The following is a 15,881-nucleotide window of genomic DNA, read 5'->3' as shown; positions in this document are numbered from 1 at the left end:
TCCAAGTGTTAATAAAGGATAGGATAAGAGTGTACTGTGCAGCTATGCCGAAATCTATATGGTCAACACCGGAAGAAATAAAATTACAACGCGGAAGAACACCCAGACCCGGATCATTAGAAACCACTTAAATAAGAAATACCGCACATTCTCCTCCCCCTGAAGTATTCCTGAATCTCCCTTTTCCAGTACCTCACTCACAAAAGAAAAACCGCGTATTCCCTGTCATTGCGACACTTCACAGGCGGGGAAGCAACCAGGGGTGTCAGCCGCGCAAGAGGATGACGGGGTGGTCCCCCCCAGTGCTTATTCCTTTAGCAGTTGCTCCTTAGGCTTCGGCCTTTGCCTCAGCTTCTGCCGGTACGCCAGCATCTGCTCCTTTGCCACCTGCTGCTGGTACGAAAACACCCACATCAGGTAGATCAGCATCCCGGGCAGGAACATCTGAGTAATCCATTCACTATAGAAAAGATTTGATATTATTTTTTATCATTCTAAATTTCATCTCTTTAATGATGTCGCAATAAAATAACCTGACTTAAATTTTAAACTTGCGAACTACAGCTTTGAACTTACCGTTAGACCCTAAAGGAATATCATTTACAATATTAATTATGATTGTCAGATTTTCTCCAAGCCGATCTTTTAGATTATCACGTAATAACTGATCCATTCTTGTGTTATATGTATCATCAACGATTTGATTTACCACAAGCAGATCCTTTCTTTCCTGGATAAGTTGACTTTTAACAATCCCCTCTAAACCTTTGTACGCAGTGTCCATTCTACCTACATAGCCTTTTTCTTCTGTCCAAAGAATGTCGTCTTCACGACCTATAATCTTTTCGACATAGTGCATCTTACAGCCACAGGCACAAGGATCCTGCCTGGCAGCCACTTGAACAGTATCCTGAATGTCATAGCGTAACAATGGGGTTTTCCAATTTCTAAAACTTGTAACTACGAGTCTCGCCAACTCTCCTGGCTTAGCTTCTTCGTTTTTATAATTTAGAAATTCGAAAATTCCTGAGTCCTCATTAATATGCAGTTTCCCATTATGACATTCGGTAATAAAAGGACTGCCTTCGCTTGAAGCATACTGATTATAAATTCTGCAACCAAACGCTTTTTCTATTTCAATACGTTGATAATCATATAATGTTTCAGCTGTTCCTGCAATTGCAGTTGGTACAAAATTTAGCTTAACTGCATTTTTATTAATATATCGGGCAAGTATATATAAAGCGGACGGATAGCCATCTAATAATTTGGGTTTAAACTTATTAAGTTTTTCCACATAATATCTTAGATTTTCATCTTTTAAGTGATAAGCAGACATAAATAATTGTCTGTCGACAAAGTTATATATCCAAAAAGGAGGTTTCTTTCTGAGAGGATTAACAATCAATCTTCCGGAAAATCTTACGTTTTTATCTCCTTTTTCGATCCGTATATTTTTATGAAATCTAGACCACAAAGCAAAAGCTCTTTCAGTACTTTCATCATCTAAATAATTCTTTGTGGGTGCGCCTGAAGTTCCGCTAGAAAATCCAATTTCAGTAACAGCACGGTTTGGATTCAAATTGACTAAATCATCCACTTTTTGCTTTCGCGTATCTTTGCTCAATATACTCAGTTGGCTTAACACAGCGTAGGGGTCGTTCTGAATATCAGAAAGACTTATGTTTTTAGTTTTAAAATCCTTTTGATAGTACGGCACATAATGATAACACTCTGCAAGTAATTTGACCAGCATCTTCGATTGGTAAGCAAGTACAGTATTTCTGTCCTGTTGCCATAAAGTAAGATACTCCTTCAGGTACTCCTCATAAGAAACGGTATACCTTTTCTTATGATTTTTTTTTGCGATTAGATTCAGCAAAATCCCTTTGATGAAAAGCGGAGAATGTCTATATAAAATGTCTTTAATATTACCCATCTTCTGTTTAGAGTATTTAGTAATTTTTCTTTGCCGCGGCCGAAAGAATATCTTTGGTAATCTCGTGATGTGCTTCACATCGTATGAGATTAAGTATTAACTTGTTATGCTTCGAGCGTAATAAGGATATCGGGAAAATTCCTTTAATAAATAAAAATCGTATGTATATATTCTTTATATACAGACTTGATAAGTAAAATTTTTCCTGACTTGCAAGATACGACTGCCATTCATTTTTAAAAAGATGATCGTCTGTAATAACCCTGTTCAGGTTTTCTACTCTCTCAACAAATATTTTATGGTCATTATCTTTCAGTAAATGCAAAGTCGGGTCGCTTTTTCTCCCTTGGAAATGAGGAATAACTTGTACTTTAAATGAATCATCTTCCAGGTGTAAGACGACACTCATTCCTTCTGTCCAATTTCCTCGTTGGTATTTTTCTTTATAATCAAAGATGAAATTGCCCAAACTGTAGACGATCGGTTTTCCATCATAGTACTCAAAACCACTAACACAATGCGTATGATGGGCAACGATTGCATCTACGCCATTTTCAATTAAAAAACGGAAAGTTTTCCGCTGATTTGGGGATGGCAATTGATAATGCTCTCTTCCACCATGATAGATTAGAATTACCTTATCGACTTTTGTCCTTAAGTCAGCAATTTCTTTAAGGTTACCAATTAAATCAAGCGTGTGCGCACCTGCGGCATTATGATCTGCTGCACAAAATTCATTTTCAGCAATGTTTATAAAGCCGATTTTAATCCCTTTCAAGTCTTTGATGACGGGCTTTTTTGCTTCCTCTATGTTCTTTCCCGCACCAATAGTCGCAAACCCAAATTTTTTCGCATTCTCAACCGTATCAATCACTCCTTGCTCATCATAATCCAGAATATGGTTATTGGCCAACGTTAGAAGGTTAAAACCGGCAAATTGCAAAGCCCGTAAAGCTTCTGTATTTTCTGTTTTAATACAGGGTCCTGTCTTTTCAATTTTTCTGTCAGATAAGGTAACGGGACACTCTAGATTTACAATCGCATAATCTACGGTCGCAACCAGTTTTTCAAAACCATTGAATACTGAGGAAAATGCGCCCTCATTTAACAAACGACCAGTACGACCTATCGGACAAAAATCTCCTGAAATTAAAATTTTAATTTTGCTCACTTATTTGTATTTGTTATTAATTTGTATTTTACAGCGGCCAGGATAAAAATCAAAAAAGCAGGCATCAGCATATTTTTCTCCCGGATAATAATTCCGAGATTACTCATGACCGGTGCGAATGCCAATGCCCCGATGACAAAGTAAAAGAAGCTTGCCCGGATGATGATATTCGATTTAAATATAAATTTAAGGGATCTGTTCCTGAAGAAAAAATAAAACAGCAGCAACTGAATCAGATTCTCTACCGAGGCAATAAATGCCGGAATCCCGTTTATATCAAAAAAGAAGGGCCGAAAAACAAAGGTCAGGACTTTCAACAGGTAGGGGTATTCCGAAAAATCGATGCCCGATCCTGCTTTCGCAAGAGCGGCAGATTTGCCGGAAGAAAAATTTTCAATATGTTCCGTTGTAAATGCTTCGATTTTTGCAAATTCAAGAACATTTGACAGCAGCGGGAAAAATATGGCGGAGCCAACTGCCGCAAAGGCTATTTTCTGAAAAAGACTGAGTTTGGCACTGAGAATCATGGCAAGGCCATATCCTGCAGCTAAAAAAAGAAGGACGTGAGGCCTCAAATAATAACCTACTGCCACGCCAATCATTAATCCTAACCAGCGCTTCCTGACATTCATGAGCGAATAGAGGATAATACTTACAGAAAAGAACAGTAAAGAATCCTTACCAATGCCGACTGACCAGAAATGCATATTCGGGAGCAGAAAAATGTAAGGATAAAGCGGAAGGCGGGCCAACGTAATGTCCTTTAATCTGCTTAGGTCAGGAATAAAAGATTTGACAATGAGCATGATTAGAAGAAATGCCCAAAATCCTATAAAAGAATAAAGCAGCATCCCCGGAAGAAAAGACAGCTTTAAAACATTACTTGGAAAGTAATTAAGCAGAAACATGATTTGCGAAGGCCTGGGTGTCTCCACCACCAGGCCCCAGATCACCTCGAATGGCTCCGTTTTGGGATACATCCAGTAATGCTTGGCGTCTCCGCCATAAAACAAAATAGGCGTAGCGGCAAAACATACCGCCGTGTGAAATACAAAGACCCAGTTGATCATTTTCTTTTCAGCTGCGTTAAAAGCATAGAGATTCTTCAGATTGAATGTCATCAACAGAAAGAGGAGCGAAAAGATAAGATCGAGAAGCAGCATGATTATTTGATTAACGTGTCAATCTGTGACCGGTAGGTCAGATGATTTTTGGCGTATTCGCGTACATTTTTATATTTTTCTGTCAATTCTTCTTTACGCAGAATACAATATTTAAGCACTTGATATAAATCTCCCTCGTCGGACGGCATAAAGTTCACCGACAGATTTTCATCTTTATTGATTTCTTTTACACTGCTGAAAGCACCATTGACGACAATCTTGCCGGACACCAGTGAATCCAGATACTTCAAATGCAGAATCATATCCGAAAATTCGTTCATCCGGTCAGGGCACACAATAATATCTGCTAAAGCCTGATACCGGAATAACTCCTCATAGGCCAAACCCTCGCGCTGAACAATCCACTGCGCTAGCTGCAGTTCACTGATTAATTGCTGCACCTCACCCTTCAATGGTCCATTACCAATGAGCATAAGTTTCAGTTCCGGAAAGTCCCTTCTAAGTCTTGCAAAAACCCTTATCAGATCGTCAACCCCAGAGGTGGGTTTAAAGCCCCCTGCAAAAAACAAAATAACATCCTCTGTGTTTATTCCCAGTTCGGCTGACAACAGATCAATTTCTGCTAAATCTTCCGTTTTCACAAACACTTCATCAGCGAGAAGATTGGGAAGTACATAATCCTTCACAAGATCCATTCGGAAATGGTTCTCAAAGTACTTTTTCATTTGGCTACTACTGTAAATAATGCCATCTGCTTTCTGATACACCTTCTGATCGTGACGCATGGCCAAAGCATACTTTAGTGTGGCTATGGCTCTCCGTAAAAGAGAGGTGCTATTTCTTTTCTGATGAGCAAACTCAATGGGCGCAATTCCATGGATATCCGTAATATAATGATCAATTTTTCCTGTTTTTTTTAAGAGATAACCGATGGAATTATCCAAATATTCAAAAAAGAAAATCTTTGCATTGTTTAAATCCACCAGTTTAAAACCAGTCAAAATATTACGGAACAGATTGGGAAATAAGGTGATTATTGCTGTGGCAGGCAAAAGCCCCGTGAGGCCCTGCAACACTGCCTTACTGCTAAAACCGGTTTCAATCCTGATATGATTAATATCGGGATGAAAAGGGCTATGGTCTTCCGCACTGGAAATAAGGATTACGTTCTCACCCTTCTCCGCGAGGGCATTTACTACCCCATGAATGCGGATTGAGCCGCCGCCAACTTTGTTGAAATCCCGCAAAGTGAAAAATATATACTTCATCAGTTATATAAAAAAGATTCAACCCTATGTTAAATACCTGTATACTGTCCAGTCATTTCTTCATCAGTAAATTTCTTCAGCGCTTTCAGGTAAGATTCTGCAGCAGCCTGGAGGGAAAAAAAGTCCAAAGCCTTTGACCTGATGATAGATCTGTCAGCAAATGTACTGCTTTTACTAAACTCTTTTATTTCTTTCAGTTGAATTTGTGAATCTCCTGAATGATCATACAGATAACATTCTTCAAACTGCTCAAGAATCAGTTCACTATCACCGATGCTTTTGCTTGCAATGGTGGGAAGACCGCAAAGAAGATATTCCCCCAGTTTAATCGGTGCCACACCCTGCATGCTGAAGGTTGGTTTGCGCAGGGCAAATGCAACATCACCGGCATTCAGCCAAAAGGGAATTTCATCAAAGGGAACGCTTTTTACGGTAATGAATGTTGCCTCTTCAGAAGAAATCTTGTCTAAGGCAAACTTGGTATTGCCGGTTAAAACCAGAAACTTTGCGGGTGTTGTTTTTCGGTAAGCGGTCACCACGGCTGCCATTTCTTCCCAACAATACTGATCGCCCAGGGAACCGCAATAGACGAATAGAAGCTCATCACTTGTTAATCCTAAGCGTTTTCTGGATTCCAAACGGTGCTTGGTGTTGGGCTGAAAAAAATCCGCATTCCTGCCATTAAAGACGACGGAAAATTTGCTGCGGTGGCTTTCGCCAATTTCTTTTAAATGAATGTCAATTGATTTTTGCGACCGCGTGATCACGGCGTCGGCTTTCTTCAGCATCTGGGTTTCGATGGACTTGAGCCAACGGTATTGCCGGCTGTCTTTTTTCAAGCCTGCAAAATCGACACGTTCTTCAATCGGTAAACCATCGGCATCGAATATGATTTTAAAATTTTGATTATTGATCCTGTTCACCATGAATGCCGGGAAATTGCTTCTGGGCATTACGGTATCGATGTGGTGGTGGCGGATATATTTTTTAATCTTTGAGGCAGAATTAAAGAGGGTCAGGAGACTGCCCACGCTTGCGACGGGTTTCTTCAGAATGGGAAACGCGGTATATTGGATGCCTAAAGAACCGGCTGCCTTTTTCACCGCCGCAATCTTTTTCTCCTCTGCCCAGGTAAACTGTATGACATGAAACCGATAATCAGCCTGTTGGGCAATTTCGTGGAAAATGGGCATAAATAACCCTTCCATATAGGAAGTCTGTGGCCCGTCCCAGGTGATGAAGAGGAGGTTTTTCATGATTGCAATGAATACAAATTTTCTAAATTGTCAACATATTTGTCCACGGTAAAACGATTCGACACTTCTTCAAATCCTTTTTCTCCGATTAATTGTCTTTCATGTTTACACAATGATAAAATATGAGTTAATTTTCCAACCAAATCTTCTACAGAATCAGGATTAAACAACCAACCATTTACCCCATGATTAATGAATTCTGGAACTCCGCCAACTTGGGTTGCGAGAACCGGAATTTTTAGGAACATCGCTTCTACAGCAGCGATCCCAAAACCTTCGGTATAAGAAGGCAAAACATATAAATCTGCAATACAGAGAAATTTCGCTGGTTCCGATTGATAGCCTTCAAAAACAATTGAATCTTTCAATCCCAATTGATTGACTAAATTTTCCAACGCTACTCTTTCCCTACCATCTCCTACAACCGTTAATTGTAAATGATCTTCTTTTATTTGAGAAAAAGCATGAATCAAAGATTCTACATTTTTCACTTTCTCCAAACGACCTACGTATACAAGATTGAATTTTGCAGTTCTATTTAAAGTATAGTTTTTGGGTACACTCACGGGATTATAAATAACTACTCCCTTTTTCTGTGGAATTTCACCGGTTTTTACCAAATGTTTTTTTACCGATTGAGAAACGCAAATTACTTGATCTGCCAAACGATACACCAAAGAAAAAATTTTTTGGCCTATTGGCGAGTGATTTGGAATTCCGATTTCTTCGCCAATAATGTATTTCACCCCAGCCAGCTTCGCGGCTATTATTCCGTGAAAATTAGCTTCCGCTGCTGCGGTGTGCACAACATCTGGTTTTACTTTTTTAATAAGTTTATAAACTGTCCAAATATTACATAAATTTTTTATTGAAAAGTTTCTGTTAAGGATATGGACCGGAAAACCTTTCTCTCGTATAAATTTCTCAGCACTTCCACCGTGGCCAATGGCTGCGAAGATATAATGATTTTTCAAAAGCTCAGGTTTTTCTGTAAAACTGACGTATTGTTTTTCCTGCCCCCCAAAATCGAGAAGGGTAGTTATTTTAAGAACCTTCATAGTAAACACTTTGCTTTAAAAGTTTTTCTTTGATCTGTGTTTTAATAAATGGGCAGGCGTTGATGAGTGGTCTAATATTTATTTTTAGGGGCTCTGAATCAAATTCCAAACTGTCAATAGGGATGGAATTGGCAGTTATTTGGTAAGGTTTTTTAGGAGCTTTATTCACAGAAAGTAAATAATCATTAAATTTAAAGTCTCCTCCCGTTAATTTGTCTGATAGACTAATATGTGACACCGGAATTTGATAAGCATGAGATAAAATCAAACCATGTAATGATGAGGTCACAATTTTTTTGCATGATTTAATCTGACTGATAAATTTCTGATAATCTGACTCAATCATAATATCAATAAAAAGTACATTCGCATTTTTTCGCTGTTTCTTTACCCAATCCGAATCGGCTTCTGTATAGTGAGGAATAATGCCATACTCGTATCTCGGAATTTCCAAATGAGGATTATAAATCAATGGCATAAGTAATGCTGGATCTCCATAGATTTCGGGACATTCGACTCCGTTCGCCAAGTAGATTTTTCTTGTTAAAGGACCTCTTACGGCTGCTACTTTTTGAGGTTTCACAAAAGAACCGTCCTGGTAGGATTCCTTAATAAATCCGCTTCCCCAAACCACCGTTTTTTCACGAGACCACTGACATACACTTCCAATTACAGAATATGAAATATCATTTTTATATTCGGTATCCTTGATAAATTTCGAAGGAAAAACATCTTTACCTGATAAATATTCACCGAGAAAAATATTCAAGCCGTCACCGAAATTTTTACTATCCGGATGACCGTCAATAAAAATTGGAAGATTTAAAGTACGTAGTTTTTGTAAATGCTTAACTCTATCTCTATAAACATTATATTTATACTTTAAATAGGATTTAATTTTTAATATTTTCTGAAGCATTTAAATATAAATTTTTAATATTATTCACATAAATATCTTCCGTATAGTTCGCCATAGCCTTTCTATAACCATTATCTCCCATTTTCTCGCTTGTCTCTTGATTGCGATAGAGAAATTCAAATTTTTCTGCAAACTCATCAACCTGAAAAGGTTCTGCTAAAAATCCGGTTTGCTGATCATCCACAATATATTTCATTCCTCCTACTCTGGTCGCAACAACTGGCAGTTTATTCAGCATGGCTTCAGCAAGCACCAATCCAAATGCTTCTCTGGCAGAAACCAGAGAAAAGACATTCATCATACGATAAAATAAAGTAACATCGGATTGGTATCCTGTAAAAATCACTTGATTAGACATCCCTAAATCTTTAGCCAATTGTTCATAACTTTTTCGATCAGGACCATCACCTACTAATAATAGTTTTGCATCTTCTTTACATTTTGCAAAACTGGCGAAGGCGCGAATTAGATCAGAAAATCGTTTATGGCTGTTCAGGAGCCGACCAGTAGAACCTACGACAAAATCATTTTCACCTAACCCCCACTTAAGTTTTTCTTGTTTTTTTTCTTCTTCTAACACAATTCTCGGAATGGCCACACCGTTATTTATAGTGAAGGCCTTAGTATATGAAATGCCCAATTTGCCCTTTAGATATTCTTCCGTAACACTTTGGGAAACCCCAATAACTTTATCAGAAATTTTAGAAAAAAATCTCATCAATAAATTTCCCTTCCAACTTCTGTTAATAGGATCAGAAGTTTCCTCTATAATAATAACAGGGACCTTTTTAAGCCAACCATTAATTGCTGCCATGGTGACACCTTCGAATACGGCACCGTGAATAATATCGGGTTGATATTCTTCAATGATTCTTTGTACTTTTTGATGTTGCATCCACTGAAAAGGGGATTTTAATTGACCAATTGAAATCACTTCAAAGCCTTCTGCACTTATTTCTTCCGGAATATTCCCTGCGGCAATAGTACAAACAAACTTCTGGTCAAAAAGATTTTTGTCTAAATGTTTTGCGAGTGTTAATCTCGTACGCTCCACACCACCCGATCCTATAGTTTCCTGTACGTGAAGCACTTTTATTTTTTTTTGCATCTAATTCTGCTTTAATTGCCAATATTTATAAACAAGAATTTGTTTTGCCAGTTCGTAGAAATAAGATAAATTAAAAATACCGGCTCCCAAAATACTTTTTAATAAGTATATTCTAGCTAGCTTTTGATTTTTATAATATGATGACGATGTGTTAGAACTCATCCTCTCATTTCCTCTTCTGATTAAAGTGAATGTTTCCTGCAAATTATAAATTTCTTCTCTTTTTAATTTTAACAACGCCTCCCCGTGCATCAGCCATTCTTGTGAATTCATTAATCCTTCTCGAAAAGGAGGATCATCAAAAAATGACTTACGCCAAAGTGGATCCGAAACTGCCCACATTATCTGATTGGTAATATGCCCATATAAATAATCACCATATTCTTTATTCCGGGACCAAAACTCTTCCAGTTCTTTTGTTTCGTTATTGAAATATCTACCATAGGACAAGCATACGTTAAGAACAGCGTTGCCTTCTAATACAGCGACTTGTTTTGCCAAAGAATCGCTCGTTAGTACATCATCACTATCCAAAAACTTAACATATTTTCCTTTTGCTTTCAGGAAGCCAAAGTTTCGGCATGAATTAGCTCCTTTCAGCATTGTTGAAGGCCTTTTATATAAAAAAAACCTACAGTCTAATTCGGTATATTTTTTAATTACCGTTTCTGTATCATCTGTGCTACCGTCGTCCACAATAATACATTCCCAATTGACATAGGTCTGAGAAATGATCGAATCCAAAGTTTCTGCAATAATATCAGCTCTGTTGTATGAGGGGATGATAATTGAAATCATACTTTTAATATTTTTAATACTATCAATTTTATGCGTAAGAAAATTTTCTCAACAAAACTGAAATGCCTGATATAACTTTTATAAAAAGCTATATCAGTTTTTTTTATCTCAAATAAAAAAAGCAAAGCATTTTTCTTTAGTTGGTTTTTATGTTTAAAAGGTAATTTACTTAATTCAAAAAATGTCTTAAAATTATTTTTATTCTTAGCGTCTGTATCTAAAAGGCTCCATACACCAGTTTCATGGATACGGTAATGTGCCCCAGATGAAAAGTGTAAGTACTTTGCTTTACCATATTCTGACAAAAATGCTATTAGTACCTTATCACCATTAACCACATTTGGCATAAATTCTATAAAACTATTGCAAAAATTTCGAAAAACTATTGAGAGAGTCGGAATCGTAATACTTCCACACATTTCTTTAGCTGCTAAATCTCTGCGGTTTTTTTTTGGAATTTTATTGGGTGAAATAATTTTATCTTCATTAACAATCTTAACATCATGAAACGTGAGAACGTATTCCTCATTCTCCTCCAAAAAATCCACCTGTTTCTGCAATTTCAGCGGGTCGGTCCAGTAATCGTCGCCTTCGCAGAGGGCAATGTATTTTCCAGTTGCCTGTTCCAATGCCCAGATGAAATTGGGCATCATGCCTTTGTTGGTTGTGTGTTTGGTGTATTTTATTTCAAAGTTGCTTGGTGCAGAGTTTTCTAAGAAATACTTTTTCACAACCCCATCTGTTGCATCCGGGGAATTGTCGTTTGCGATGATAAATTCCACAGGACCGTCATATTGCTGCATCAGCACGCCATCAAGGGTTTCGCTGATATATTTCTCGTGACCATAGGTGATGGTAACTACGCTAACTTTGGGTAATTCCATATTCATGTCTTACATTAATTCTTTTTTTACCACTGCAGGAATTCCTGCTACCATTACATTTGCAGGTATATTATTTCTAACTATTGCTCCTGCTGCAATAACAGAATTACTTCCGATAACAACATCAGGAAAAATTACTGAACCTGCTCCTATACTTACAAAATTCCCAATATCGGCTCTTCCCAAGATGCTGGTTGATGGTGAAATTTCACAAAACTCCCCTATTTTAACATCATGTGTAATCACTGAATTGTAGTAAACCAGGGTGCCTTTCCCAATTATAACATCATTAGAAATTTTAACTCCCGAAAGAATGTTACATCCCGTACTGATTAATATTCCAAAACTTCCTATTTCTGCATTTTTACTGATGACGCTGCTCAAATTACCACCTATACTTTCAAATTTATCACAAAGCTTTTTTCTTAAGAAAGGACTTCCAATGCCTAAAACAAATTGATTTGAAGTCTGAGTAAAATAGGTTTTAGCTTCCTCCATCGTTCTTAAGACTGGAAATTGCCCATATAATTTTTCAGGCAAATCGTCATTAACATCATCATAAAAACAAAGATTTTTTGTTTGTCCGTTTTGATGAAGAATTTCCAGTACTTCCTTAGCGAAGCCTTTTGCACCTATGATCAGCATAATTAATTATTTTGAACTCTTAATACCAATCGACAAATTAAATCCACTTCTTCCAGAGTGAGATCATAGTACAGCGGCAAACATAAAACTCTTCTGGAAATATCATCAGTCAACGGTAAATCCTGTGGCTTCACATAAGGCAAGGATGTAGCCAGCGAAGGATAAAAATACCTTCTGGTAAATATTTCATTCAGCTTTAGGAGTTCTATACATTGTAACATCATTTCTTCCGAATCAAACACCAACGGATAATAAGCGAAGTTATTTTCCGAAGCGGCATGCCATATTGGTCTTCGTGCTTTCAGGTTTTTCAGTTTTTCATCATATCTTTCGGTGAGTTCTTTTCTTTTCTGATGAATGACATCCAAATATTTTAAATTCGCCAAGCCCATTGCGGCGTGGTATTCGGAATTTTTTCCATTGATGCCCAGTTCGGCAAAACTCTCAGGTCCATCAAAACCAAAGTTTCTCATGTACGCCAGCTTCTTGAGCAAAGCTGCATCTTTGGTCACCACCAATCCCCCCTCCACCGAGTGGTAGAGCTTGGTGGCATGCAAACTACAAGTCGAAATATCGCCGTATTCAAAAATGGATTTGCCATTCACCTCAACGCCAAACGCATGGGCCGCATCGTAAATGACTTTAAGCCGATGTTTTTTCGCGATGGCTTCAATTTTCTCCACATCGCAAGGATTTCCGTACACATGAGTCGCCAAAATAGCAGTAGTGCTCGGGGTAATGGCTTCCTCGATCTTGTCTGCATCGATGTTTAAAGAATGTTCATCAATATCCACAAAAACCGGAGTACAGTGTTCCCAAACAATCGCACTGGTCGTAGCCACAAACGAAAACGGTGTGGTGATGATTTCGCCTTTCAGGTCTAATGCTTTAATCGCCATTTGCAGTGCCACGGTACCGTTGGTCACAAAAAGCAGGTGATTGACTTTCAGAGTATCTTTCAGTCGCAGTTCCAAATCACTGGCAAGCGGCCCCATATTGGTAAGCCAGTTGCGTTTCCAGATTCCGTCAAGATAATGCTGGTAAACCTGCTGTGGAGGTAAAAAAGGTTTGGTTACGGGGATCATTTTTTTAATAAATCTTTTAAATAATTAATTTCTTTGAACTTAAAAATCCATACGCCCACCAAATAGAGCCCGGCATATAAAAAGGTCAGCACTAATAATCTTGGCAAATCTACCCAATTATAGAAAAAAAAATGGTCTGAAACGTAAATAATTAACGCAACACCTGCAGAAAGTGAGATAATCGGCATTAAATCTAAAATCTGATGCATCGAGCCATACTTCAACATCTTACCTGTATAGTGTGTGTTAATGAAGAATGCCAACACTGAAAATACCACCTGTCCCCAAACAATACCAATAATACCATATGGTACCGAGGTGAGAAGTGTAATCAATTGCAAACCTTTTTTCCAAAATTCAAGTTTTAGGAACAAATCGGAACGGCCTTTTACTTTTAAAATATTCAAGTTGTAGGCATGGATAGGATATAGAATCCCGGACAGTACCAGCACCTGCAAATACGGAATTGCAGGCAGCCACTTTTCGGTCAATAAAAACCGGATCATCGGTTCTGCAACCACCATCATTAGAAATAAAACGGGAGCAATAACAAAAATCACGAGTTTCATCAGTTTCTGATACACCTCTTTCAATTTGACATTATTGTCTTTAATTTTAGAGAACAAGGGAAAAGTAACCTTGTTCAAGGCGGAAGACAGATTGTTAACCGGTAATTGTTTAAGATTATCTGCTCTGTTGTAATACCCCAAATCTGCACTGGAAAAATATTTTCCTATGAGAATAGTGTAAATATTCTTAAAAACAGTATCTAAAAGCCCCGATAAAGTCATTTTATATCCAAAGCCAAAATGCTCTTTGAATTTCGCACGATCAAAAACAAGCAAAGGCTTCCATCTGCTGTAAAACCAAAGCTGAATGCCGCCAACGACTGACTGGATAAGCGGATAAAATACCAAGGTCCATATTCCGAAACCATTATAAGCCATCACCACGGCCGCAAGTGCTCCAATAATCAGTGAGGGCAATTGAATTTTAAACAGCGTTTTAAAGTCCATCGCTTTGGTAAACCTTGTCCCCTGCACCGCAGTGAGTGATCCAATGATAATGGAGAGACTGTACACTCTAATGACCGGCGTCAGTATTTCCACTTTGTAAAAGTCAGCAATCAAAGGGGCTGTAAAAAAAATAATGATATACATGGCGACCGCCACCCCAAAATTAAACCAAAAGACCGTCGATAAATCACGGTCATCCACATTTGTAGAACGAATGAGACTTGAAGACATCCCGCCATCCACCAATGCGGAGGCTATTGACATCACCACGGTGAACATTGCGATGGTTCCGAAATCAGAGGGCAATAATAATCTCGCTAGAATAACGCTTACCGCAAAAGTAATCAGCTGGCTACCAAATTGCTGTGAGAAGGTCCAGATCATGGAGGACACCGCCTGCTTTTTTAAAGACATGTAATCTTGTTCTATCTTAATTTTTTAATCAATCATTCCCAAATAAATCCCTCGTATAAACTTTCTCTTCCACATCGGCGAGTTCGGGAGCTTTACGGTTGGAGATGATTACGTCGCATTCCTGTTTAAAACTTTCCAAATATTTGGTGACACGGGAACCGAAGAAGGTTTCTTCTTTCATTACGGGTTCGTACACCACCACTTCGACACCTTTGGCTTTGATGCGCTTCATCACGCCCTGGATCGCTGAAGCCCGGAAATTGTCGGAACCGGATTTCATAATCAGGCGGTACACGCCCACTTTCTTGGGATTTCTTGCAAGCACCGAATCCGCGATAAAGTCTTTTCTGGTTCGGTTGGCATCCACAATCGCCTGAATGATATTGTTCGGAACCGAATCATAGTTCGCCAACAGCTGCTTGGTATCTTTCGGAAGACAATAGCCGCCGTAACCAAAAGATGGGTTGTTGTAATGCGAACCAATGCGGGGATCCAAACCTACGCCTTCGATGATCTGGCGGCTGTCGAGCCCGTGGATTTGGGCATAACTGTCGAGTTCGTTGAAATACGCCACCCTCAATGCAAGATAGGTATTGGAGAACAATTTAATAGCTTCCGCTTCTGTGGAATGGGTGAATAACACCGGAATGTCTTTTCTGATCGCCCCCTCTTTGAGGAGTTCCGCAAAAGCCTCTGCTCTTTCGCTCTGTTCGCCAATGATGATTCTAGAGGGATATAAATTATCATACAACGCCTTTCCTTCCCGCAAGAATTCCGGGGAAAAGATGATGTTTTGAAAATCCAGTTTCTTTTTCAAATCTTCAGTAAAACCCACCGGTACCGTGGATTTGATGATGACCACCGCTTGCGGTCGGTATTTTTTAACGTCAGCAATCACTGTTTCGACACTGCTGGTGTTGAAGTAATTGGTTTTGGGATCGTAATCGGTCGGAGTCGCCACAATCACATAATCGGCGTTCTGGTACGCTTCCAGCTGATCGGTTGTGGCTTTGAACTGTAAAGCTTTATTTTGTAGAAAATCACTGATTTCGTGATCCTCAATCGGGGAAACCTGTGCATTGAGCATCGCCACTTTTTCAGGAACAATGTCCAACGCTACCACTTCATGGTGCTGCGCCAGTAAAAGGGCATTGGAAAGCCCTACGTAGCCGGTACCGACAACTGTGATTTTCATA

General features: G+C 38.6%; 15 protein-coding genes. All 15 read right to left on the bottom strand.

From position 1 onward, the window contains the following. Positions 1-328 precede the first annotated feature (328 nt). Entirely contained in the window at positions 329-457 is a 129-nt protein-coding gene (locus KTV93_RS12495; protein WP_256118539.1) for a hypothetical protein, read from the bottom strand. Positions 458-538: 81 nt separating this feature from the next. Beyond that, positions 539-1,939 carry a phenylacetate--CoA ligase family protein gene (locus tag KTV93_RS09015; RefSeq protein ID WP_218248621.1) on the bottom strand — a complete coding sequence of 467 codons (1,401 nt, stop codon included), beginning with the start codon at positions 1,937-1,939 and terminating at the stop codon, positions 539-541. 16 nt (positions 1,940-1,955) lie between these two features. Further along, positions 1,956-3,110, bottom strand: coding sequence for a CapA family protein (locus KTV93_RS09010; RefSeq protein WP_218248620.1), 1,155 nt, complete (start codon positions 3,108-3,110; stop codon positions 1,956-1,958). After that, positions 3,107-4,273 (bottom strand): hypothetical protein, encoded by a 1,167-nt coding sequence (locus KTV93_RS09005; protein WP_218248619.1) that lies wholly within the window; start codon positions 4,271-4,273, stop codon positions 3,107-3,109. The genes KTV93_RS09010 and KTV93_RS09005 overlap by 4 nt, the downstream gene beginning before the upstream one ends. A 2-nt stretch (positions 4,274-4,275) precedes the next feature. Beyond that, positions 4,276-5,502, bottom strand: a complete 1,227-nt coding sequence (locus tag KTV93_RS09000; protein WP_218248618.1) for a glycosyltransferase family 4 protein — start codon at positions 5,500-5,502, stop codon at positions 4,276-4,278. Between the two features lie 29 nt (positions 5,503-5,531). After that, positions 5,532-6,758 carry a glycosyltransferase gene (locus tag KTV93_RS08995; protein ID WP_218248617.1) on the bottom strand — a complete coding sequence of 409 codons (1,227 nt, stop codon included), beginning with the start codon at positions 6,756-6,758 and terminating at the stop codon, positions 5,532-5,534. Next, positions 6,755-7,816: a glycosyltransferase gene (locus tag KTV93_RS08990; RefSeq protein ID WP_218248616.1), complete on the bottom strand. Its 1,062-nt coding sequence runs from the start codon at positions 7,814-7,816 to the stop codon at positions 6,755-6,757. Before KTV93_RS08990 ends, KTV93_RS08995 begins: the two co-directional genes overlap by 4 nt. Continuing rightward, a complete protein-coding gene (locus KTV93_RS08985; RefSeq protein ID WP_218248615.1) occupies positions 7,803-8,735 on the bottom strand; it encodes a polysaccharide pyruvyl transferase family protein in 933 nt (310 codons plus the stop codon). Before KTV93_RS08985 ends, KTV93_RS08990 begins: the two co-directional genes overlap by 14 nt. Then, positions 8,710-9,843: a glycosyltransferase gene (locus KTV93_RS08980; RefSeq protein WP_218248614.1), complete on the bottom strand. Its 1,134-nt coding sequence runs from the start codon at positions 9,841-9,843 to the stop codon at positions 8,710-8,712. Before KTV93_RS08980 ends, KTV93_RS08985 begins: the two co-directional genes overlap by 26 nt. Further along, complete coding sequence (locus KTV93_RS08975) at positions 9,844-10,641, bottom strand: glycosyltransferase family 2 protein (RefSeq protein WP_218248613.1); 798 nt, start codon at positions 10,639-10,641, stop codon at positions 9,844-9,846. Continuing rightward, entirely contained in the window at positions 10,638-11,525 is an 888-nt protein-coding gene (locus KTV93_RS08970) for a glycosyltransferase family 2 protein (protein ID WP_230259142.1), read from the bottom strand. Before KTV93_RS08970 ends, KTV93_RS08975 begins: the two co-directional genes overlap by 4 nt. A gap of 9 nt (positions 11,526-11,534) precedes the next feature. Further along, positions 11,535-12,170, bottom strand: coding sequence for an acetyltransferase (locus KTV93_RS08965; protein ID WP_218248611.1), 636 nt, complete (start codon positions 12,168-12,170; stop codon positions 11,535-11,537). Between the two features lie 2 nt (positions 12,171-12,172). Further along, on the bottom strand, positions 12,173-13,255 hold the full coding sequence (locus KTV93_RS08960) for a DegT/DnrJ/EryC1/StrS family aminotransferase (protein WP_218248610.1): 1,083 nt from the start codon (positions 13,253-13,255) through the stop codon (positions 12,173-12,175). Continuing rightward, a complete protein-coding gene (locus KTV93_RS08955) occupies positions 13,252-14,685 on the bottom strand; it encodes a lipopolysaccharide biosynthesis protein (protein ID WP_218248609.1) in 1,434 nt (477 codons plus the stop codon). The genes KTV93_RS08960 and KTV93_RS08955 overlap by 4 nt, the downstream gene beginning before the upstream one ends. Positions 14,686-14,713: 28 nt before the next feature. Further along, a complete protein-coding gene (locus KTV93_RS08950; RefSeq protein WP_218248608.1) occupies positions 14,714-15,880 on the bottom strand; it encodes a nucleotide sugar dehydrogenase in 1,167 nt (388 codons plus the stop codon). Position 15,881 lies beyond the last annotated feature (1 nt).

The organism is Kaistella faecalis (assembly GCF_019195395.1).
Classification (GTDB): domain Bacteria; phylum Bacteroidota; class Bacteroidia; order Flavobacteriales; family Weeksellaceae; genus Kaistella; species Kaistella faecalis.
This window is presented reverse-complemented; position numbering and strand designations above follow the sequence as displayed.